The organism is Paraburkholderia caledonica NBRC 102488, assembly GCF_000685095.1.
Taxonomy (GTDB): Bacteria; Pseudomonadota; Gammaproteobacteria; order Burkholderiales; family Burkholderiaceae; genus Paraburkholderia; species Paraburkholderia caledonica.
The window spans coordinates 166,315-187,340 of the sequence record NZ_BAYE01000002.1 but is presented as its reverse complement, the minus strand read 5'-3'; the positions used below and the strand labels follow the sequence as shown (position 1 = coordinate 187,340).

At 65.0% G+C, this 21,026-nt stretch carries 20 protein-coding genes; 8 read left to right on the top strand and 12 right to left on the bottom strand.

The window, feature by feature from the left end; genetic code table 11:
• Positions 1 to 14 precede the first annotated feature (14 nt).
• Complete coding sequence (gene rpe, locus BCA01S_RS04700) at positions 15 to 725, top strand: ribulose-phosphate 3-epimerase (RefSeq protein WP_027775924.1); 711 nt, start codon at positions 15 to 17, stop codon at positions 723 to 725.
• 19 nt (positions 726 to 744) lie between these two features.
• Here the strand turns inward: rpe and BCA01S_RS04695 are convergent, their stop codons facing one another.
• Genes BCA01S_RS04695 through BCA01S_RS04685 form a run of 3 tightly spaced genes read right to left on the bottom strand, consistent with a single transcriptional unit; the run spans position 745 to position 4,844 of the window.
• Entirely contained in the window at positions 745 to 2,127 is a 1,383-nt protein-coding gene (locus tag BCA01S_RS04695; protein ID WP_027775923.1) for a DUF6513 domain-containing protein, read from the bottom strand.
• Between the two features lie 24 nt (positions 2,128 to 2,151).
• The gene (locus tag BCA01S_RS04690) at positions 2,152 to 2,730 is read right to left on the bottom strand and encodes a flavoprotein (protein ID WP_020066334.1); all 579 of its coding nucleotides are present in this window, start codon (positions 2,728 to 2,730) and stop codon (positions 2,152 to 2,154) included.
• Positions 2,727 to 4,844, bottom strand: coding sequence for a sigma-54-dependent Fis family transcriptional regulator (locus BCA01S_RS04685; protein WP_027775922.1), 2,118 nt, complete (start codon positions 4,842 to 4,844; stop codon positions 2,727 to 2,729). The genes BCA01S_RS04690 and BCA01S_RS04685 overlap by 4 nt, the downstream gene beginning before the upstream one ends.
• 421 nt (positions 4,845 to 5,265) lie before the next feature.
• Here BCA01S_RS04685 and BCA01S_RS04680 point away from each other — a divergent pair, with 421 nt between their 5' ends.
• Positions 5,266 to 5,802 (top strand): dihydroneopterin aldolase, encoded by a 537-nt coding sequence (locus BCA01S_RS04680; protein ID WP_027775921.1) that lies wholly within the window; start codon positions 5,266 to 5,268, stop codon positions 5,800 to 5,802.
• A gap of 109 nt (positions 5,803 to 5,911) precedes the next feature.
• Here BCA01S_RS04680 and BCA01S_RS04675 read toward each other — a convergent pair whose 3' ends face one another.
• From BCA01S_RS04675 to BCA01S_RS04635, 9 genes are all read right to left on the bottom strand, one after another.
• Entirely contained in the window at positions 5,912 to 6,319 is a 408-nt protein-coding gene (locus BCA01S_RS04675) for a hypothetical protein (RefSeq protein ID WP_027775920.1), read from the bottom strand.
• Positions 6,320 to 6,410: 91 nt separating this feature from the next.
• The gene (fae, locus tag BCA01S_RS04670) at positions 6,411 to 6,920 is read right to left on the bottom strand and encodes a formaldehyde-activating enzyme (protein WP_027775919.1); all 510 of its coding nucleotides are present in this window, start codon (positions 6,918 to 6,920) and stop codon (positions 6,411 to 6,413) included.
• Between the two features lie 103 nt (positions 6,921 to 7,023).
• Entirely contained in the window at positions 7,024 to 7,962 is a 939-nt protein-coding gene (locus BCA01S_RS04665; RefSeq protein ID WP_027775918.1) for a triphosphoribosyl-dephospho-CoA synthase, read from the bottom strand.
• Between the two features lie 108 nt (positions 7,963 to 8,070).
• Positions 8,071 to 9,105, bottom strand: a complete 1,035-nt coding sequence (locus BCA01S_RS04660) for an ATP-grasp domain-containing protein (RefSeq protein ID WP_027775917.1) — start codon at positions 9,103 to 9,105, stop codon at positions 8,071 to 8,073.
• The gene (gene mch, locus BCA01S_RS04655) at positions 9,102 to 10,145 is read right to left on the bottom strand and encodes a methenyltetrahydromethanopterin cyclohydrolase (protein ID WP_174447012.1); all 1,044 of its coding nucleotides are present in this window, start codon (positions 10,143 to 10,145) and stop codon (positions 9,102 to 9,104) included. The genes BCA01S_RS04660 and mch overlap by 4 nt, the downstream gene beginning before the upstream one ends.
• Entirely contained in the window at positions 10,108 to 11,322 is a 1,215-nt protein-coding gene (locus BCA01S_RS04650) for an ATP-grasp domain-containing protein (RefSeq protein ID WP_027775915.1), read from the bottom strand. The genes mch and BCA01S_RS04650 overlap by 38 nt, the downstream gene beginning before the upstream one ends.
• 27 nt (positions 11,323 to 11,349) lie before the next feature.
• Positions 11,350 to 12,291: an NAD(P)-dependent methylenetetrahydromethanopterin dehydrogenase gene (locus BCA01S_RS04645; RefSeq protein ID WP_027775914.1), complete on the bottom strand. Its 942-nt coding sequence runs from the start codon at positions 12,289 to 12,291 to the stop codon at positions 11,350 to 11,352.
• Positions 12,292 to 12,561: 270 nt separating this feature from the next.
• Positions 12,562 to 13,590, bottom strand: coding sequence for a beta-ribofuranosylaminobenzene 5'-phosphate synthase family protein (locus BCA01S_RS04640; RefSeq protein WP_027775913.1), 1,029 nt, complete (start codon positions 13,588 to 13,590; stop codon positions 12,562 to 12,564).
• 199 nt (positions 13,591 to 13,789) lie between these two features.
• On the bottom strand, positions 13,790 to 14,197 hold the full coding sequence (locus tag BCA01S_RS04635; RefSeq protein WP_027775912.1) for a 4a-hydroxytetrahydrobiopterin dehydratase: 408 nt from the start codon (positions 14,195 to 14,197) through the stop codon (positions 13,790 to 13,792).
• Between the two features lie 574 nt (positions 14,198 to 14,771).
• Here BCA01S_RS04635 and BCA01S_RS04630 point away from each other — a divergent pair.
• From BCA01S_RS04630 to BCA01S_RS04605, 6 genes are all read left to right on the top strand, one after another.
• Positions 14,772 to 16,538, top strand: coding sequence for a methanol/ethanol family PQQ-dependent dehydrogenase (locus BCA01S_RS04630; protein ID WP_425176186.1), 1,767 nt, complete (start codon positions 14,772 to 14,774; stop codon positions 16,536 to 16,538).
• A 227-nt stretch (positions 16,539 to 16,765) separates the two neighbouring features.
• Complete coding sequence (locus tag BCA01S_RS04625; protein WP_020066320.1) at positions 16,766 to 17,185, top strand: c-type cytochrome; 420 nt, start codon at positions 16,766 to 16,768, stop codon at positions 17,183 to 17,185.
• Between the two features lie 30 nt (positions 17,186 to 17,215).
• The gene (locus BCA01S_RS04620) at positions 17,216 to 18,130 is read left to right on the top strand and encodes a substrate-binding domain-containing protein (protein WP_020066319.1); all 915 of its coding nucleotides are present in this window, start codon (positions 17,216 to 17,218) and stop codon (positions 18,128 to 18,130) included.
• Entirely contained in the window at positions 18,127 to 18,954 is an 828-nt protein-coding gene (locus tag BCA01S_RS04615) for a hypothetical protein (RefSeq protein ID WP_027775910.1), read from the top strand. Before BCA01S_RS04620 ends, BCA01S_RS04615 begins: the two co-directional genes overlap by 4 nt.
• A gap of 13 nt (positions 18,955 to 18,967) precedes the next feature.
• Positions 18,968 to 19,954: a LysR family transcriptional regulator gene (locus BCA01S_RS04610; RefSeq protein ID WP_027775909.1), complete on the top strand. Its 987-nt coding sequence runs from the start codon at positions 18,968 to 18,970 to the stop codon at positions 19,952 to 19,954.
• Between the two features lie 52 nt (positions 19,955 to 20,006).
• Positions 20,007 to 21,026, top strand: a complete 1,020-nt coding sequence (locus tag BCA01S_RS04605) for an AAA family ATPase (RefSeq protein WP_027775908.1) — start codon at positions 20,007 to 20,009, stop codon at positions 21,024 to 21,026.

The following is a 21,026-nucleotide window of genomic DNA, read 5'->3' as shown; positions in this document are numbered from 1 at the left end:
GCAAGGAGACCGGCATGCGTGATTTTCTGATTGCTCCTTCGCTGCTGTCTGCCGACTTTGCGCGTCTCGCCGAAGAGATTCGCGACGTCACCGCAGCCGGCGCCGACTGGATTCATCTCGATGTAATGGACAACCATTACGTGCCGAATCTCACGGTCGGGCCGCTCGTTTGCGCGGCGATCCGGCCGCATACGCGCGTGCCGATCGACGTGCATCTGATGACCATGCCGGTGGATCCGCTCGTCATCAGCTTTGCCGAAGCCGGTGCGAACACGATCAGCTTTCATCCGGAAGCATCGCTGCACGTGCATCGGACCATCGAACTGATCAAGACGCACGGCGCGCGCGTGGGACTTGCGCTCAATCCTGCGACGCCGCTCGCGGTGCTCGATCATGTGATCGAGCGGCTCGACGTAGTACTGGTGATGTCGGTGAATCCCGGCTTCGGCGGCCAGGCCTTCATACCCGAGACGCTGGAGAAGCTACGCATACTGCGCGAGCGCGTCGACGCAACCATGCAGCGCACGGGACGCGCGTTGCTGATCGAAGTGGATGGTGGCGTGAAGGCGTCGAACATCGCGCCGATCGCGGCGGCGGGTTCCGACGTGTTCGTGGCCGGCTCGGCGGTCTTCGGCGCCGACGACTATGCGCAGGCCATGGGCGCGATGCGTGCCGCGCTCGCGCAGATGAGCGAAGCGAACGAAGCGTTAGCGGAAGCGCGCTGAACGGTCGTACCGTGCGTGCTCAGCGTTTTTTCATCGTCTCGCCGGGCGCGCACCAGACCGACAGGTCCTGCTCGGGCCGATCGACGGCGCAGCCCCAGTCGAGCGGCTGGTCCTGATCGAAGCGCTTGCCGAGCCGCCACGCGATCTCCGCGCGTGCAAGCTGCACGCCCATATAGAACGCGTGGCCGCCGTCTGCTTCCAGATGAAGCTCCGGATAGAACTCGAATGGATCGCCGCCACGAAGATGTCCGTCGCGGTTGTAGACGTGAATGGCCTCGGCGCTCACCTGCACGCGAAAATTCGGGTCGCGCACCTGCCGGGCAAATTCGTCGATCTCGGCAGGACTGTATGGAAACGGACGCTTCGCATGGACGGTCGCAAGATCGCCGTCGATGCCCTTGGGCAGCACCTGTGCTTCGCGGGCGGCATGCATCACGCGACGCGCGATGTCGGCTTCGCGCACGGCCCGCCGCGCATGCAGGCTGACGGACGTGGTAAGCACCGCGCTCACACGAAGCTCTGCCGCCATGCCGAGCAACACGGCGTTGATGCCGGTGGTGTCCGCTTCGGTCAACTCGGTCACGTTGCCGATGCCCATCATGATGGCCACGTCTGGATAGCGTTCGCGCAGCCTCACGTAACGCGCGATCGACGTGGCGAGGCCGAACGGGATTGGATCGAGAATCGGATCGGCAAGAAAAGCGCGGCCGCGCGCGGTGAACCGCTCGATGGCTGCGTCGAGCGAGGCAGGATCGCGTGAATCGCGCGCGACGAGAATCGGCGTGGACGGCACTTCGTCCGCGATCCACAGCGTGTCGAGGTTCAGGCTCATCAGATAGTCGGCGCCTGCTCGGCCGCCGCGCAGCAACTCGTCGGTGTGCATCGAATCGACGCTCACGCGATAGCCTTCGGCCTTCAGCCGGCGGACCGCGTCTTCGAGATGCGGGAATGGTGTTTCCGGCAAGCAGCCTAAGTCGATCACATTCGCGCCCTGTGCGGCATAGTCGCGAGCACGCGCGGAGATGTCGTTCAGGTCGAGGCGCGGCGCGTCGACGATCTCCGCGAAAATCTCGGTCTCGTAGCGCGAGAGGTCCACCGGCTTCGCCTCGCGGCCGAAGAACTGCGGCAGGTCTTTCACTTCTTCCGGGCCGCGTTCGAACGGCACGCCATAGTGTTCGGTCAGCGCCGCGAGGTCGCCTCGGCATCGACCTGGCACGATCACGCGCTGTGCCGCGAGTGGCGCGGGCACGCGGCGCCGGATCATGTCGGCGGTCATCAGCGCGGCGACTTGCAGACCGATTTCGCGGATTTCCCAACTGAACGGAGCCGGCGCCATGCTTTCGAGCACGCGGAGCAGGCTCTTTTCGGCGAGCCGGCCGGTCAGGAAGACGATGTGGTCCATGTCAGTGAGCGCCGAGTGGCAGTGTCATACCAGGTCGAGCGTCGCGAGGCGTTGATCGAGCGCCGTCTTCAGTTCATCCAGCGAGCGCACGACCGTCGTGTACTCGATGCGCGACAGGCGCTCCACATTGTCGAGTTCGATCGTTCGCGGTCTCAGTTCGACCCATTCGTTCGGGCTTTGTGTGACGACCGTCGGTTCCGTGTCGCATGCAAAGACGATGCCCGGAATGCACTGCTTGCCGGCCTGCGCATACATATTGGTGGGCAGCGTGTCGGAGATGCCGAACGCGCATTTAGCCACCGTGTTGCTGGTGGCCGGCGCGATGATGACAGTGTGATACATGCCGTGATACAGCATGCCGACCGGCACGCCGCTCGCGCTCTTGTCGCGGAACACATTGAAGCGCTCGCGCAGTCTGGGCAGCTTCCACCCGTAAAGCGGCAGCACTTCTTCGGCTGCGGCGGAGAGGAAAAGGTCCGTGCGCGGCAACGCCAGCGCGAGTTCGATCGACTCTTCAAGCAGATGGCCCGAGCCCGTCACGCACCACGCAAAGCGCGCGTCCGGCTTGAAATCCGCGAGTTTGCGAGCGGGCGCCTGGGTCATGCGCTATGAGCGTGCGGCGATCCGTCGGGCGGCGATCCGTCGGGCGGCGATCCGTCGAAGGACTGTTCGTCGGCTGGGTCGTCGAGATCGGCGCCGTCTTGGCCCGAGCCGTCATGCGACAGACGGATTTGCAACCGGCGCATCTTGCGATACAGCGTATTGCGGCTGATGCCCAGCGCCTTCGCCACGTTACTGACGTTCCATCGATTTTCTTCGAGCATCGCGAGAACGGTCCCACGTTCGTTCAACTGGATTGCGTTCAGCGCGGAAAGATCGGGATCGTCGTCAGGATGCGGCGCCGGCTGCGCAACCGGGTGCGACACGGCGGGCGTCGCCACCAGCGGATCGCGCTGCGTGACTTCCACGGGCAGATCTTCGCAGCGGATCGGTTGCCCGTCGCATAGCGCAATCGCCATCTGCAACACATGTCGCAACTGACGGATGTTGCCAGGCCATGCATAGCTCAGCAGCGCCTGCTCGGCTTCTTTCGTTAGCTCCGGTGGATCGTTATCGGTTTCCGCCTCGAGCAGATGATGAATCAGCGGCAGCTTGTCGACGCGCTCGGCGAGCGGCGGAAGATTCAGTTCGACGCCCTTCAGCCGGTAATACAGATCCTCGCGGAACTGCCCGCCGTGCACGAGTTCGAGCAGATTGCGGTGGCTTGCGCTGATCAGCTGGAAATTGACCTTGACGGTGGTTTCCGCGCCGAGCGGCGTGACCTCGTGCTCCTCGATCACACGCAGTAGCCGCGCCTGCAAGGCGAGCGGCATGTCGCCGATCTCGTCCAGAAACAGCGTGCCGCCGTTGGCCTGCACGATCTTGCCGCGGCGTCCTTCGCGCTGAGCACCGGTGAACGCGCCCGCGCGATAGCCGAACAGTTCGCTTTCGATCAGGTTCTCCGGCAACGAGGCGCAATTCACCGGCACGAACGGCCCCGACGAATGCGGGCTGATGCTATGCAACGCCTGTGCGAAGACTTCCTTGCCGGTGCCCGTTTGCCCTCTGAGGATGATCGGAATCTTGCGTTGGACCACGCGCACGCCTAGCTGGATCTGCGAGGCCATGCGTGGATCGCCGAACTCCAGATGCGCGATTTCATCGAGCCGGGCCGGCGGTGGGCGCTTTTCGGGTGCGCTCGTGCGCGCCACGGGCGCCGTCACGGCGATGCGCGTGCCGCGTGCCGCCGCATTTTGTGCAGTCTGCGCGACGAGGAAAAAGCGGTTCGTCGCGTTGGCGCTGTACACGGTGACCGGATGAAACGAGCCGCGAATGCTGCGCGCGATCATGTCTTCGAGCGACGCGTTGAACGCCTCCTCGATACGCCGTCCGCGCAGTTCGCTAAGCGAGCGGAAGCCGAGCTGGAAAAGCGCGCTGCGGTTTGCCGCCAGCACGGTACTGTCGTCCGCCACGGCAAGCTTTCCGCCATGCAGCGTGCCGACGAATTCCGGGCGGCTGTGAAAGTGGATCATGTTCGCATGACGATAGCGCGCGTCGAGCAAACGGTTTTCGATCATCTGGCGCGACATGCCGACGAGCACCAGCGAGTGCTGCTGCAGCAGTTTGGAGCGGCTCGTGACGTCGAGTACGCCGGCAATCTCGCCGCGGTCGTCGAAGATCGGCGCAGCGGAGCAGGTGAGCGACGTGTAGCGCGGATAGAAATGCTCGTGCTGGCAGACGGCGATGCAGTCGCGTTCGGCGAGGCACGTGCCCATTCCGTTGGTGCCCGCTTCGCGCTCGCTCCACAGCGCGCCGACGCGGAAGCCGTCGGATGCCACTGCTTCGGCGAAAGGTACCGACGACACCTGGTGGACGATCACGCCGCCCGAGTCGACCAGCACCACGGCGAGTTCGGGATCGGCCAGCTGTTGATAAAGCGTGGTCATTTCCAGCTTCGAACACGCGATCAGGTCGCCCATGGCCTCACGGCGCGAGCTTAGTTCGTAGTCCGTCAGGATGGGCGGCGTGACGAAGCGGGAAGGGTCGAGCTGGAACTCGTTGACGCAACGCGCCCACGATTGAGCGACTGGCTCGCTCGTCGGACGTGTCGCCAGTTGATGATTGACGACGTTGAGAATTTCACGGACGTGCATGGAGCTGTCAGCAAGCAACGACATGGGGTTCGTCTCCGTTGCGGCAACTTCACGCGCGCCGGACGTTGCCTTGCGTAGTGTTGCATTCGCGTGGGCTTCGCCTGCGTGTCACGAGTGCCGCTTTATCGATAATGTCATCCCCTGGCGCCGCGGCTTCTCTGTCGTGCTCTGTCCGTATGCGCACTGAGTAATACGCCCGCTGTTTCCGTTTACTGTCAGGCGTTGGCTTAAAACTGTACGCTCGATGTCGTTCACGTTCAATAAGAAGTCGCATCAATAGTACAAGGTGTGCCCGCTTTTTGCTTTTAATGTCGGCATGCCCTGCCCGGGGTCTGCATTGACGTTTGACGGCACAGAGCGCTTCGCGCGCGAGTCATTGTGTGCTGCTTTGCGTTTACCCGGGTTGCGTCTCTTAACTTGTTGCCGCTACGCGGCGGAGTACACCATGGACCGTATCGATACCGTTCGCCTTGCCAGCTTCTGCGCCGCCGATGCGCAGGCGCCTCGCGCGGGTATGCCCTGGGGTGCGCCTTCGGAAGGACTAACTTCGGGCACGCCTAAGCGCATGGACATCGTGTTTATCGAGAACTTTATCGGTCAGACGATTATAGGTATCGACAGCAGCGAGTTGCATGTGCCGCAGTCAGTGCGGATGAACCTCGCGATCGGCGTGCCCGCGATTCGCGCCTGTACGACGGATCGCATCGAGGACACCATCAACTATGCCGCGGTGCGCAGCGCGTTGCATGCGTTGCTGGAGTCGCACGGTGTGCGTCTGCTCGAAGCGCTTGCCGAAGCGGTGGCGCGCCTGCTGATTATCGATTTCGGCGCCCACTGGGTCCGCGTATCGCTCGCGAAACCGGCAAAATTCGACGATGTAGCGGCCGTCGGCGTGCAGATCGAGCGGCAGCGCAGCGATATGCCAAAAGCGGACGGACCCGCGAGTTATGCGTCGCTTGGCGAGGGGCTGATTCCGGACTGAACCCGCGAGGCCCGGACCATGCGGCATCGTCCGGGCGCAACGATGCGTTTGCCGGCGGCGGGGCGGCAGACGTGTCGCTCGCCCGCGCCGGGTTAACCGGCCACATCCGCTATTTCGACGCCGCGGTTTTGTCGCCGCCCAGTCCGCAACTGCGGTAGGCGTCCGCTTGCAACGTGCGGAATTTCTTCGTTTGCGCTTTCGCGTGGTCGACCCGGAACTCCGAGCCGCCTTCGCCGCCGAGCGTCGCATACTTGGCGAAGGTCGATTGATCGACGAACTCGTCATACGGGAGCGCGGTCGCCATTTTGTCGATCACGCACGAGCATTTATAGACGTTCGCGAAATCGTGTCCGTTGTCGTCCATGCACGAGAGCACGTATTCGACGCGTCCCTGCGTCGGATAGTTGTAGCCTGCCGCCGGCGCCGGCGTCTGTTGCGGATCGCCGTCCGCCCAGGCGAGCGGCGCGGCAAGCGCGATGCAGGCAAAGGCCGCCAGCGCGCGACATCGTAGGGTCATCTCATGCCTCTGTGAGAGCAATTGCACGATGGCATCGTTCGAGGCCCGCGCGGCCCCGTTTTGCGGCTGTGTCCGCGCGGGCCGGGAGCCATCAGTTCGGGGCGAACGGATGCGCGACACTGCTCTTCTTCGACACGACCTCCGCAGCGCTCGGTTCGCCTTTGACCGCACGCTGGATCGCCTCGCGCGTCGCCTTGTAGTTGTACTCCTGGATCTTCTTGTCGTCCTCCGCCTGCCAGTGAATGAAGACGCCGACGCACAGGAACAGGTCGTCCGCCTCGTCCTGCGGGATCGTGCCGTCCTCGACGCTGTCTGCGACAGCGAGCGCGACGGCATGCTGCGCCGGCCCGAACATCTGCACCGCCTGCTTCGCACCCTTGATCGTGACCTTGTTGAACAGGATCGTGTTGGGCTTGGTGAGCAGGTTCGGCGCGACGACCGCGAGCAGCGATGTGAAGCCGTCCTTATTGTTGGTGAGCGCATGACAGAATGCGGTTTCCGCAGCGGAACCTCGCGGTCCCATCAGCAAGTCGATGTGTGCGACCTCGTTGCCGTCGCCGACGAGCGACTCGCCTATCAGGACGCGGTTGATCTTGGCCATGCTGTTCCTCCGATGAGTGGAATGGGGACTTGCCGACTGACTGACACGCCGCCTGAGCGGTCCTGGTCCGCGATCGCCTGGCAGCGGTTGATGCACGGTGGCACTAACTAACAGAATCCGTGCCAGTGCGGGGCGCGTCAGCCTCGCATGGCGCGCCGCTTGCGGTGCCCGGCTCTTCGAGGCAAAGGGCGACGAACAGCGTTGCCACCGTCAGGTCCGCGCTGGTACCGGGATTGATGGCGGCCGCCTTCATTTCGGCATCCCATGTATCGAGGGGCTGGCTGCCCGCGGCCGTGCCCGTTTGCATGAGCGTGCGGCGCCATTGCGCGTGCCGCTCGCGTGCCGTTCGCGTGACACTCTGCGCCACCCCAAGTCCGTGCTTACGCACAATGTGCGAGTCGGGCCACGTGCTCAGGAACGTGAGGAACACGTTCAGCGTGGCGATGCGCGGATCATCGGCCGGAACTTCGCGCCACGCGGCGAGGCCGGTTTCGAAAATGTCGTGAAAGCCCTCGGCGTACTGTCGCGCGATGCTGTCGCGCGCGGCGGCGAGTGCCATTGCGGCGCGCAAGGCGACTGTCGGCGCGTCGTGCACCGATTGCTCGGGGGCCTCGCCGAGACCGCCGGGATTGGCGAGCGCGATTGCGCGGTATGCGAGGCGGGAGTCGTCGATATCGAGGCGCGCGAGCACGCGCCCGGTTGCCGCGTGCCACGCGTGGGCCGACAGCGGGCGCGCGGTTTCTTCGAGCGCTGCGGCGAGAGGCGCCACCAGCAGCAGGATGCCCAGGTTCGTATTGCAGCCGACCGTGGCGCGCGTGCGCGTGACAGCATCGAGCACGCGCTGGCCGACGGGCATGCCGCGCGCGAACAGCGCGTCGGCGGCCGCGTCGGCGCTCGCGATGAACTGCGCCGCGCTCATGCCGTGGCCTTCGCTATCCACGCTGACGTTGCCTGGCTTCGGCGTCTCGACGTCCAGCCGGCAGGCTGTCAGAAAAGCCGCACGAGCGTGCTTTGAGTCGGTGACGGATCGGGGCGTGTTCATATCGGCGGGCGCGCCGAAACCGCTCTAACTCGCCGCGCACATGAGTTGCTCGTATAGCCGCTCGAGCAGCCGCTCAGGCCCATCGCGCCCAGAAAACCCCACAGCCGCTCAGCCATGGCGTCCGTGCAGCGCGACCACCGCCGCCGCCTCGCCGCGCTGCGCGGGCAGCTTGCGAGACAGCAGATCGTCGGCGAGCGCCGCTGCAATGTCGATCGACGTGACCGATTGCAGGCCGCGCCACGCCGCCACGCCGTTGACCTCCAGCACGAGCGGCCGGGCGGCGTCCTGAGGGTCGGGAATCAGGTCGACGCCCGCATAGTCGAGCCCGAGCGCCTCGGTGGCGCGCACCGCCGTTCGTGCGAGCGCGGCGTCCAGGTCGGCCGCCTCGCACGTGGCGCCCTGCGCGAAGTTATGAATCCAGCCTTTGCCGCCGATGCGCCGCATCGCCGCCACCGCGTGTCCGCCGATCACGAGCACGCGCCAGTCGAAGCCAGACCGTCCGCCGTCGATAAAACGCTGCAGATACGCCACCTGGCTGTACGGCCTCAGCGAAGGCAGCGGCGCCAGCGCGCGCGGCGGCGTGCTGCGCGAGCCGAGCCGTTTAAGCCCATGGCCTTGCGAGCCGAACAGCGGTTTGAGCACGACCTGGCGTCCGGCCGCGGCCTCGCGCATCAGCACACGCTGCGCGAATGCCGCCGATTCGCCAGCCCACGTGGCAGGCGTGGGCACGCCGTGGCGATGCAGCAAAAAACTCGTCATCGATTTGTCGACGCTGCGTTCGATCGCACGCGCATCGTTGTAGACCGGCACACCCGATTCGCGCAACGCATGCAGGATGCCGAGCCGCAACGTCACCTGCTCGAATGTGCCGCCTGCGATGCCGCGCACGAAAACCGCGTCGGGCAGCCCATGGCCGAAGCCCGGCAGCACGAGCCCGTGCGGTTCCCACGTCGTGTCGATGCGGCAATCGGCGAGGTCGATGCAGCGCGCCTCCGCACCGCGCGCGCGAAACGCTTTTTTCAGGCGCCCGGTGTGCCAGCCGGTTTCGTCGGTCATGATCGCGATGCGCAGCGGGGCCTGCGCGCCAGGCGTGTCAGTGCCGGTGTCCATGACCGTCGAGCCGCTGGGCAAAGGCAGACTCATGGTTTGCCGCTCCATTGACCGTGCAGCAGATCCGCGTCGACGGCGCCGCCGTGATAGGTCGCGCCGCTTTCGAGGCTGCTCACCCACACTTCAGCCGGGGCGAACAGCGCGGGGTCGATCTGGTAGAAGTCGAAATTGAACGAGGCGAAGATATCCGCGAACGGCCGACCGTGATCGCGTGAAGTCGATGCGGGCAGTTCCGCGGCGAGCCGCCGTGCCACCGCGTCGTGCTTCACCGTGAGATGCACGCGGCCGCCGTACAGGATTGCGTCGTTGGTGCGGCCCATCGCCTGAACACCGTCCGGCGCCGGCGGCGGCAACGGCGCGGAGCCGCCGGCTTCCACCACCTCGTCCAGTGCGACGCCGAGCACATGCGTTTTGTGCAACGCAACCTCGACGACCCGCGCCACTACCTGCACCGTCCCCGCGACAGACTGTGTCGGCGTGGTGACGAGTGTCAACCGCTCGGGCGCGAGGCCGCAGTCGTGCACCACTTTGTCGATGACGAACTGCGGCGGCAGACGGTCCACTTCGAGCACGAGCACGCCGCGCTCATGACGATCGCGATAACCGAGTTCGTCGAAGAGCGGCTCCTTCACCGCAAGCGCGCGCGCCGGGCCCGACCCGAGAGAAAAAAACTTCTTGCCGCCGGTCTGCTCCTTCGTCGCCGCGAGGCTCCATCCCGCGTATTGACTGGCGAGGCAGGCGAGCACCGGCCATGAGGTGCGCACTTCTATCGTGCTCGGCCACAGCGGCCTCGCATCCAGGCTCTCGCGCACGGTCACGTGGCCGAGGCCGCCCATGCAGATGCGAGCGATCAGCACGCCCGCCGCCACACTGCCGGGCGCAGCCACGCCCGCGTCGACGAGCACCGTGCCGTTCGCAGTGCGGCTAATCGCGGCGCCGAAACGCGGGGCGTCGTCGACGAGACGAGCGACCAGACGTTCGCTGAGCGCGTTGACGCTCAGTGCGGCGGCACCCGCGAGCGGCGGCCTGGGTTCGTCAGGAGTGGCAGTGGATGAAGGCAGAGTCGGGCTCATAGCAGGGCTCATGGCAGGTTTCGATTCGTTGCAGCACCAGCGTGTGCTGGGCGTCGAGCGCATGCCGCACCGCGTCCACCGAAGCGGCGCGCACGATGAGCGTGCAGACGGGCTGACCGGCTTCGACCCATGTGCCGGGCATCGGCACGTCGCGGCAATGCGAATCGCGCATGCATGCATCGCTGAACGCTTGCGAGACAGCGAACGGACGCGGCGCGAACAGCACCCGTTGACCGGCGCGCCACGTCGCACGCGCGGGTTCGGCGGGCAGACGGCCGTGACGGCAGGCGTCGATATGACTGGCGACGAGCCCGCGTGCCCATGCATCGGGAGAGGCGGTTTCGTAAAGCGTCATCGTCGATGAAGGGCGTGTGTTGATTTCGAGCAGTTCGAACGAATCGCCGTCGAGCAGAAAGTCGCAGCTATTGATGCCGCTAAGCCCGACGCGCGCGCACAACGCGGCGATCGCCCCTCGAACGCGCACCTCGACGGCGGGGGGCAGGTCGATTGGGCCGATGGAGCCCGCATGCACGAACGGCAAGTTGCCCATCGCGCACGTGAGCTGGTGCGCGAAGCCGATCACGCGCGCGCTGCCGCGCGCCGCGATAAAGAGCGCGGACATCGCGACGCCTCGGCTGTGGCGCTGGAAATAGACTTGCGCGGGAACGCGTGCGTCGGCAACCGCGGCGAGCGGCTCGACATGCGTTCCGCCGCAGCCGTCCGCGCGTTTCGCGAGCCAGCCCTGCGGCGCGACGGGGCGCGTGAAGGCGACCGGCGGATGCGGAATGCCGAGTTCGTCGAGCAGCGCGAAGAAGCGCCGCGGATCACGCACGGCGGCGGTGGCGTCGACGGAATTGCCAATGAAGCGCGGCAGGCCTGGTGCACTGCGCAACTGCGCAACGAACGGTTCGAGCCCGCTGCCGTCGATCCAGCCGATCATTCCCGGCAGGCGCGCGCTGCGTTCGAGCGCGTCGGTGAGCCGCGCGGCGTCGATCGACAACGGACCGCCGCCGATGTCGAACCACAGTTCGGAGGCCTCGCGCGTATCGCGGTCGCCGAACACGTCGAGCGCGACGACCCGCAAGCCGGCACGCGCGGCGGACTGCGCGAGCATCCGCGCAGACAGGCCCGCCACCGCGACGAACGGCGCACGCGCTGGAGATGAACGCATGATCATGGTTGGTGCCCCTGCACGGCTCGCCGCTCAGCCAAGACCGGCCGCGACGGCGCGCGCCTCGTCGAACGCTTGCGGGAAGCTCAGGTAGACGGGTTTGCCCCCCGTGCGCATCCGCGTGAACAGCCGGTGTTCGACCTGATATTTGACATTGCCGATCGCCAGTGCGCCGATGCCGATTGCGCCGCCCGTGGTGGGCACGCCTTCGATCGGCTTGCCGTCGTTCATCACGTTGACGCCGGCAATGCCTTCGGGCGGCACCGCGTTGACGTCGGCGGCGATCAGCAGACGGCGCGCGTGTTCGAGGTCTTCGCGGGTCACCACCTGCACGCCGGCAATCGCCGTGGCCAGCACGATCTCGGCCTCGCCGAGCACCGCGCGCAGTTCGGCGGGGGTCGCCGTGCCCACGCCTTTGGTCACGATGCCGAAGCGCTGATTCAGATCGTCGCTGACCCGCACCGCGCGCGCCTGGTCGGTGTGGCTCCCGATCGACACATCCGCGCCGAGCGAAGCCGCCATCGCCGCCGCCACGCGTCCGACGGCGCCCGTGCCGCCGAGAATCAGCACGCGCTTGCCGCCCAGTTCCATCCCGTAGGCCTTGCCCAGATGACGCTCGGCCAGCGCGACCAGCGCGGCGGCGGTCGTATATGCGCCGCTCGGATCGGCGAACACGGACACCTCGAATGGCGGGACCATGGCTTTGCGCGCGGTGTCGAGCATGTCGGCGGCGAGCATCACGTCGCGTCCGCCGATGAAGATGCCGGTGCGCGCCACGCCTTTCGGGCCGCGCGAAAAGATCGCGTCCTGAGTGAGGTTGGCGACCATTCCGGCGTCGACATTGCAATACGGCACGATGATCTGGTAGCCGGCGTCGGCGGCCATATTGACGTCGAACGGACTCATCTGCGGCGTGGCCGTGAACATGTGCAGGATGTAGGGCCTTTCAGCGGGTTTTTCAGTAGTGTCGGACATGGCAGGGGGCTCGTTTCAGTGACGATGTCATGAACTGCGCAACGCGAGGGCAAGTGCGTTGCCGCGCGTGGGCGCATCGGCCCGGCGGGTGCGTGTCGGATCGATGGCGCGTGTGCCGCGCCTGTTGCATGGGCCGCCAGCGCCGTATGTGCATGCGCGGGGCTTTCGCGAGCGGGCCATTTAAAGGTCGCGCGTTCGCGCGCGCTTCATTTCGACGCGCCAGTTCGCCGGCTGTCCGGTCCGGAGCCCGCGGCGCGGAATAAAGGCACATCATGCGGCGTCGATGCGCCGGTGCTGCCGCGCTTCGGCGACGCGCACCGTCGCGCCGCGATTGCGCCCCGTCACAATCGTGCATTCGATATGCGGCATGCCGCGCGTGGCTTCGCGCGCTGCGGCGAGCGCGCCTTCGGCGTCGCGCGCGCTGCCGACGATCGCAAAGCCCGTCGGCCCCCACGAACTCTGGCCAATTCCGGCGGTGCGCTGTGCGGCCACGGCGCGCAGCGCACGCTCGACGCCGGGGCTCGCGAACACGCCGCCTTGCACGGGCGCGAAATATTCGCCGATGGTCTGCTGCATCTCGGTCAACCCATGCGCGAACGGCACGATGCTCCGCTCGGCGGCGCCCGGCAGAATCTTCATCAGCACGAGGTGGCACAGATGCGCGGCGAGTTTCTGCGGGAACGGCGCGAGCGCGGCAAGGCCGCGCCGTTCGTCAGCGCCGTGCAGACCTTCGCGTGAATTGTCGCTGACGAGCAGCACACGCCAGTCGTCGGGAAACGGTTGACGTGCGAGCAGCGGCGGCACGCCGGGATGCAGATCGCCCGACGGACCGCCGTCCACCAGCAGGCCGCCCGAATCGAAACCGAGCACGCCGATGCCCGAGCGCGCGCCGCGTCCAAGCAGGGCCGCCAGTTCGGCGCTCGCCGCGACGTGGCCGAGCAGCCGGACGAACGCCACGCCGACCGCGAGCGCGAGTTGCGTCCCCGATCCGAGGCCCGTGTGGGCGCGCGGTGTCTGGGTGACGTCGATGGCGACGGGCGTTGGGTCGTAGGCGGCGTGCAGCCGTTCGAGACAAACCGCGATGCGCTCGCGTTCCGCATCCGACACCGCGCCGTCGATGCGGTCGCGTTCAGCGAGCCGTGCTTCGACGCGAGTGCCGCCGCCGTCGATCACGAGTCCGACGCTGCCGAACGCGCGTCCGAGCGACGCATTCGGGTCGAGAAAGCCCAGATGCAACCGCGCGGGGGCATCGACCGTCACGGTGGCGTCAGGCGGAAGGCGGCGAACGTGAAGCTGCATCGCAAGTGTCCTTGTTCGGGCGTGATCCGGTGTAGATCGGCACGGCGAGCCGCACACGCCGCCATGGCGACGGCGTGTGCCGTCGCGCGGCGGCCGGCGCAGGACGTTAAGCGAAAGCCGTACCAGGCACATGCGGGGAGGTCCGCTTTCGGACGTACCAGATGACGTGCCGGCCGCTCCCGCTGTCGCCGCTCGCGCTTCAGCCGCCCTCGGCCGTTCCCTCCGCTTTGGGCGCGTCGTACTTGATGTAGCGAAAGCGCTGGTCGTCGCTCGGCGTGCCTTCCAGCGGGCCGCCTTCGGTGGCCGGCTGCCACTGGATGAACGACTCGATCTTGTTCGCGAGCGCCAAGTCCTTGTCGGTGATGCCTTTCGCGGAGTGCGTCTTCAGCTTCACGATCACGAATGCATAGGAGACCGTGAGATCAGGGTGATGCCATGCGGCTTCGGCGAGATGGCCCACTGCGTTCACCACCATCAACGTTCCCTTCCAGCCCTCGGTGCGGTATTTGCGCCGCAGCCAGCCGTCTTCCACGTACCAGTGCTGGAGCGGGCCGACGAGCCGTTGCTGGATCTCCTCGTCGGTATAGGTCTTCTCGGTTTTTGCCATGATCGCTTCTCCGCGGATGTTGATTCGATCGATAACACTCATGTTGCGCTGCAAACGACCCGCCACCGGACGCGCCGTACTCGCGCGAACCCGATGCAGCGCTTTTGCGAAGCGGTTCCTCCGCGGCCTGCGACGCGACGGACACGCTTCGTATCGGGCAATGACACAGTATGTGCCACATGCCCGGACCAAGTGGTGTGACCGCGTGACACCGCCGAACGCTATCTCGCGCCATTGCCTCTGATACAGCCTGCACACGGCGACGCCAACGGTGCCCGAGGCACGGCGCATAGCCCGATCCCGTGTGCCTGTGCGGCGTTTTCAGACCGGCTTGTGGCGGCGAAGGCGGTCGCTGCCGCTGCGTGACCGGCATGGAATATGCGTTGGCCGTCATGCGCCGCAAACCCGACAACGATTGGGAATGGCGCTGATCGTTACCCTGCATCCGTGGAGGGCGCGCCCGGTGCGACGAGGTAGCGTGGGTCATTCGTGAGTTGAACAGCAAGACCATTCTGGAGGAGACATGAACTTACGCACCACGGTTCTTGGGCTCGCGATCCTCGCGTCGGCAGCCATGAGCTCTATCGTTGCACAGGCCGATTCGCAGCTCGATGGGCTCATGAAAAGTCCGTCGAACTGGGCGGCGCAGGCAGGCGATTATGCGAATCACCGCTACAGCCCTCTCAAGCAGATCAACGAGAACAACGTCGGCAAACTACAGGTCGCGTGGACCATGTCGACCGGCGTGCTGCGCGGCCATGAAGGCGCGCCGCTCGTGATCGGCGACACCATGTATATCCACTCGCCGTTCCCTAACAAGGTGATTGCGATCAACCTGAAGGATCAAACATTCCTCTGGCAGTACCAGCCGAAGCAGGACGATTCAGTTGTCTCCGTGATGTGCTGCGACACAGTCAATCGCGGGCTCGCCTATGGCGACGGCAAGATCTTCCTGCAGCAAGCCGATACCAAGCTCGTCGCGTTGAACGCTAAAACGGGCGACGTGGTCTGGACCGCGCAAAACGGCAACTCGAAAGCCGGCGAAACCAATACCAACGCGCCGCACGTTTTCGGCGACAAAGTGTTGACGGGCATCTCGGGCGGCGAGTTCGGCGTGCGTGGACGTCTGATCGCGTATGACATCAAGACCGGCAAACCGGCCTGGACCGCGTACAGCACGGGTCCGGATAAAGACATGCTGATGGACCCCGACAAAACGATGACCTACGCCGACGGCAAGATGGTGCCGGTGGGCGCGGACTCGTCGCTGAAGTCCTGGAAGGGCGATCAGTGGAAGCTGGGCGGCGGCACCACGTGGGGCTGGTATGCGTGGGATCCGAAGCTCAACCTTGTCTACTACGGCACCGGCAATCCCGGCACATGGAACCCGACGCAACGTCCGGGCGACAACAAGTGGTCGATGTCGATCATGGCCCGCGATCTGAATACCGGCATGGCGAAGTGGGTCTATCAGATGACGCCTCACGACGAGTGGGACTACGACGGCGTCAATGAAATGATCCTGTCGGATCTGACGATCGACGGCAAGAAGGTACCCGCCATCGTTCACTTCGACCGCAATGGCTTCGGCTACACGTTGAACCGCGAGAGCGGCCAACTGCTCGTTGCGCAGAAGTTCGACCCGGCCGTGAACTGGGCCGACAGCGTCGACCTGAAGAGCGGCAAGCCGATTCGTAACGCGGCGTATTCGACGCAGGCAGCAGGTTCGGATCACAACGTGAAGGGCATCTGTCCGGCGGCGCTCGGCTCGAAGGATCAGCAGCCCGCAGCGTACGACCCGAACTCGAACCTCTTCCTCGTGCCGACGAATCACGTTTGCATGGACTACGAACCGTTCGATGTCGACTACGTGTCAGGTCAGCCGTATGTGGGCGCGACGCTGTCGATGTATCCGGGTCCGAACGAGAACAATGCGATGGGCAATTTCATCGCGTGGGATGCGGCGAAGGGCAAGATCGTCTGGTCCAAGCCGGAGAAGTTCTCGGTGTGGTCGGGCGCGCTCGCGACCGCCGGCGGCATTGCGTTCTACGGCACGCTGGAAGGCTATCTCAAGGCGGTTCGCATCAAGGACGGCAAGGAGTTGTGGCGCTTCAAGACCCCGTCGGGGATCATCGGCAACGTGTTCACGTACCAGTATCAGGGCAAGCAGTACGTCGGCGTCTACTCGGGCATTGGCGGCTGGGCCGGTATCGGGATGGCGGCAGGGCTCGAGAAATCGACGGAAGGCCTGGGCGCGGTGGGCGGTTATCGCGAGCTCGCGAAGTATACGGCGCTCGGCGGGACGCTCTTCGTGTTCGCCATTCCTGGCGGCAACAGCTGAGCGCAGGTCGTTCGAATCGCGCGGCCGGTTCGCTCCTGGTGAAGCACCGGGGGCAGCCGGCGGCGCCGGTTCGGTCAGGTCGGTTCAATGCGGGTTCGAACCACGAGTTGCATACGAGTCACCTACGAGTCACATACGAGTTACCAGGTCCGCGCGCTTGCAGAGATGCAGCAATGCGTCGATGAAACGCATCGGGGCGCGGCTCTAACATCAGGAGACATCTGTCTATGAAACGCCGAGCAATCTTGTTGCGGGCGGCACTGCCCGTCGTTTTCGTCATGCTGCCTGTCACGTACGCCCAGACCAATCCCGCGATGGCCCAGGTGGCGTACAAGGTGGTCGACGGCAGCAAGGTGGACGCCAATACGTTGCAAGGATGGAAGACCTGGCGCGCACTTGCATGCGAACGCTGCCACGGCGCGCAACAGCAGGGCATGGTGGGACCCTCGCTTGTCGACGCCTTCAAGACGCTCGACAAGAACGAGTTTCACCGCACGGTGTTCGGTGGGCGGGTCGACAAGGGCATGCCTGACTTCAGTTCCAGCCAGATGATGCAAAAGAACTGGGAGAACCTTTACGCCTATCTGAAAGGGCGCTCCGACGGGCAGATCAAGCCCGGCGATCTGCAGGCCATCGACGCGAAATAACGCCGGCGCCACAACTTCAGGAGGTAATCGATGCGTCATCGCAAACTCATGCACGCGCATGCCGCGCTCGTGGCAGGCGCGCTGTGCTATGCGGCGCTCGCAAGCGGCGCGGTACGCGCCCAGGGCGAGGCGGCGCTGCCGAACAACGACGGCGCCGACGGCGTTCTGCGAGTGTGCGCGGACCCGAACAACATGCCCCTGTCGAACAACAAGGGCGAGGGTTACGAGAACCGCATTGCGAGCCAGATGGCGAGCGACTTCGGCTACAAGCTCGAATACACGTATTTTCCGCAGCGTATGGGCTTCGTGCGACACACGCTGCGCGAGAAGGTGGCCGACAGCGAGCGCTACAAATGCGATCTGATCATTGGCGTGCCGAAAGGCTACGACATGACTTCGACGACGCAGCCGTATCTGCGCTCCACCTATGCAATGGTGTTCAAGAAGCGGCCCGAACTGGCCGGCATCAATACGCCGGACGATCTGCTCAAGCTGCCGCCGGATCAATTGCACAAGCTGCGCTTCGGCATCTTCTCGCAGACGCCCGCGGTCGACTGGCTGCTCGGTCATAACCTGATCGATCAGGCTGTGTCGTATCAGGTGCAAAGCGGCGATCCGCAGGAGTATCCCGGCCAGATGATCGAAAAGGATCTGCAGGCGGGCAACGTGGACGTCGTGTTTCTGTGGGGGCCGATTGCCGGCTACTTCGCGAAACGTTCCGGCGATTCGGTGAAGCTCGTGCCTTTTCCGGCCACGCCGGGCATCCGTTTCGACTATACGATCTCGATGGGCGTGCGCTACGGCGAGAAGGCGTGGAAAGACAAGGTCGATCAATGGATCGGCGCGAACCACGACAAGATCGACAGCATCCTCACCAGTTATGAAGTACCGCTTCTGAAGCCCGTCGATGCGCCGTCCGGCAAGCCCGCGGACGCATCGCCATGACGGCGGCGCGAGCCGGTGTGCGACGTGAATGGCGGCGCATGCTCGCGGCAGGCGCCGCGAGCATCGCGTGCTTTACGTGCTTCGCGTGCTTGATCGGCGACGCGCACGCGGCCGCGCCTGCCGCGGGCAGCAGCGAGATATCGTCGGCCGAGCGGCTGATCTTCACGACCGATCATCTGCATGGCGTCGCGCAGCAAACCGAACTCGACTACGCGCTGCTCAGTTCCGACCCGCCCGCGCGCGGCACCGACATCGTCAAGGTGCTCGTGACGAGCCCGGACAACGCGAAGGGCGACGCCCAGGTGTCCGATCACAGCGGAGCCGTATCGTTGCCGAACGGCGGCTTGCAGTGCAACCCGGTGATCATCTATTTCCTTGAGCGCGACATCGCCGAGATGGAGCAGTTGACGGGCGGACAACGGCGCTATTTCCAGCAGCGCTTGCGGCTCGCGCTTGCCGCCGGGCCGAAGATCGAAACGGTGACGAGCCAGATAGACGGCAAGCAGGTGAAGGCTCAGCAGATCGTCGTGCAGCCCTATCTCGACGATCCCAATGCCGAACGTTTCGCGCAGTACACCGCGAAGCGCTACACGTTTCTGATCGCCAGTACAGTACCGGGCGAGGTCGCGCTGATTCGCACGGAGGTGCCCGGCGCGAATAACGACTTCGCGCATCCGTTGCATAGCCGCACCCTCAGCTTCCAGGCTGCGTTGCGCAAGCTGCCGCCGCCGGGGAATGCCCCGAACGTACCGAACACACCTAACGTGCCGCATTCGCCGAGCGCGCCCGTCAAGCCGACGAACGCGCCGCGCGCGAGCCGGTAGCGGACGCGCGGCCGTGAACTTCATCCGCTCGCTCACGCTGCGTCAATTGCAGATCTTCGTCGTGGCGTGCCGCTATACGAGTTTTGCGCGAGCCGCCGAAGAATTGCATCTGACGCAGCCGGCCGTGTCGATGCAGATCCACCAGTTGGAGGAGGCGGTCGGCCTGCGTCTCTTCGAGCGGATCGCGCGTAAGCTCGCGCTCACCGAAGCCGGCGAGAAGTTCAGCCATCACGCGAGCCGGATTCTCGGTGAGATCAAGGACGCGGAGGACGCGATGAGCTCGCTCAAGCAGGCCGATAGCGGCTCTATTGCAGTGGGCATCGTCAGTTCCGCAACGTATTTCGCGCCCAAGTTGCTCGCGATGTATTCGCATCTCTACCCGAAAGTCGACGTGCACTTCTCGGTCGGCAACCGGGATGCGCTGTTGCGCCTGCTTCAGGACAACGCGATCGACCTCGCGATCATGGGACGCCCGCCGCCGGAACTGGATACCACAACGGAGCCGCTCGCGTGGCATCCGCAAGTGGTGATCGCGCCGGTTGACCATCCGCTCGCGGGCGCGCGGCGCTTCGACTTGCAGGAGTTGCGCGGCGACACGTTTCTTCTGCGAGAACCCGGCTCGGGCACCCGCATGGCCGCGGAGGAAATGTTCCGGCAGCATCTTTTCACGCCCGCGAAAGTCGTCACGCTCGGCAGCAACGAAACGATCAAGCAGGCAGTGATCGCCGGAATGGGCGTGAGCCTCATTTCGCTGCATACGCTACTGCTGGAATTGCGTACGAAAGAACTCGCATTGCTCGATGTGAACGGCACGCCGATCGAGCGCACATGGCAGATCGTGCATTTGCGCGCCAAGCAGCTTTCACCGACCTGCATGATGTTCCGGCAGTTTCTGCTGGAACAGGCCGCGGCTTATCTGGAGCGCGAGTATGCGGTATTCGTACGGCCGCCCAGCAAGCCGAAGGTCCTCATACCGGCAGTCGACGATGCTTCCGCGTGACTCGCAATTTTGCCGGCGGCGCAGCATGTGCCGGCCATAGGAGATTGCACCGATGGGATCCAGCGAACAGCTTCAGGACTGGCGTCTGCATGCGCTGCAGATCGAGGAGGAAGTCGCGAGCGCCGTGATCGGCCAGGCGGAGGTGATCCGGCTCATCACCGTTGCTTTGTTCGCGCGCGGGCATGTGCTGCTCGAAGGCGGCGTGGGCGTCGGCAAGACGACGGTGCTGCGCGCGTTTGCGCGTGTAGTAGGCGGCGATTTCGAGCGCGTGGAAGGCACGATCGACCTGATGCCGGGAGATCTCGTGTATCACACGTATGTCGATGCCGAGGGTAGACCGCGTATCGATCCGGGGCCGCTTCTGCGACACGGCGAAGGCCTCACGACATTCTTCTTCAACGAAATCAATCGTGCGCGTCCGCAGGTTCAGTCGCTCTTGTTGCGCGCGATGGCCGAGCGCTCCGTCTGGGCGTTCGACCGCGAATACCGCTTCCCGCACATGACGGTGTTCGCCGATCGCAACAAGGTCGAGAAAGAGGAAACCTTCGAGCTCGCCTCGGCGGCGCGCGATCGTTTCCTGTTCGAACTGAGCATGCCGACACCGGACGACACCGACGTGCGGCGCGCGTTGGTGTTCGACGCGGATTATCACGACGTCGACCGGCTGCTGGCACGGCTTTCTGCGGCTATCGTGCCGTGGGAGCAGCTGAACCAGGCTGGCGCGGCCATTCAGCACAGCGTGCAGTCGAGCGAAACGATCGAACGTTATGTGCTGGACATCTGGCAGGCAACCGAAACGCCGCAGCGTTTCGGTATCGCACTCGACGGCGTGGACATGGATCGGCTCATTCTGGCAGGCGCGAGCCCGCGCGGTATGAGCGCGCTGTTGCGCGCGGCGCGCGTGGTTGCGTGGCTCGCGGGACGCACGCATCTGATTCCCGAGGACATTCATGCCGTGTTGCTGCCGGCGCTCGGCCACCGCGTGTTCTTCACGCCGATCTACGAGTTGCGCCGTCAGGAACTCGCGGAGGCGCTGACCGCGCAGATCGTCGACAGGCTCGCAGTGCCCTGA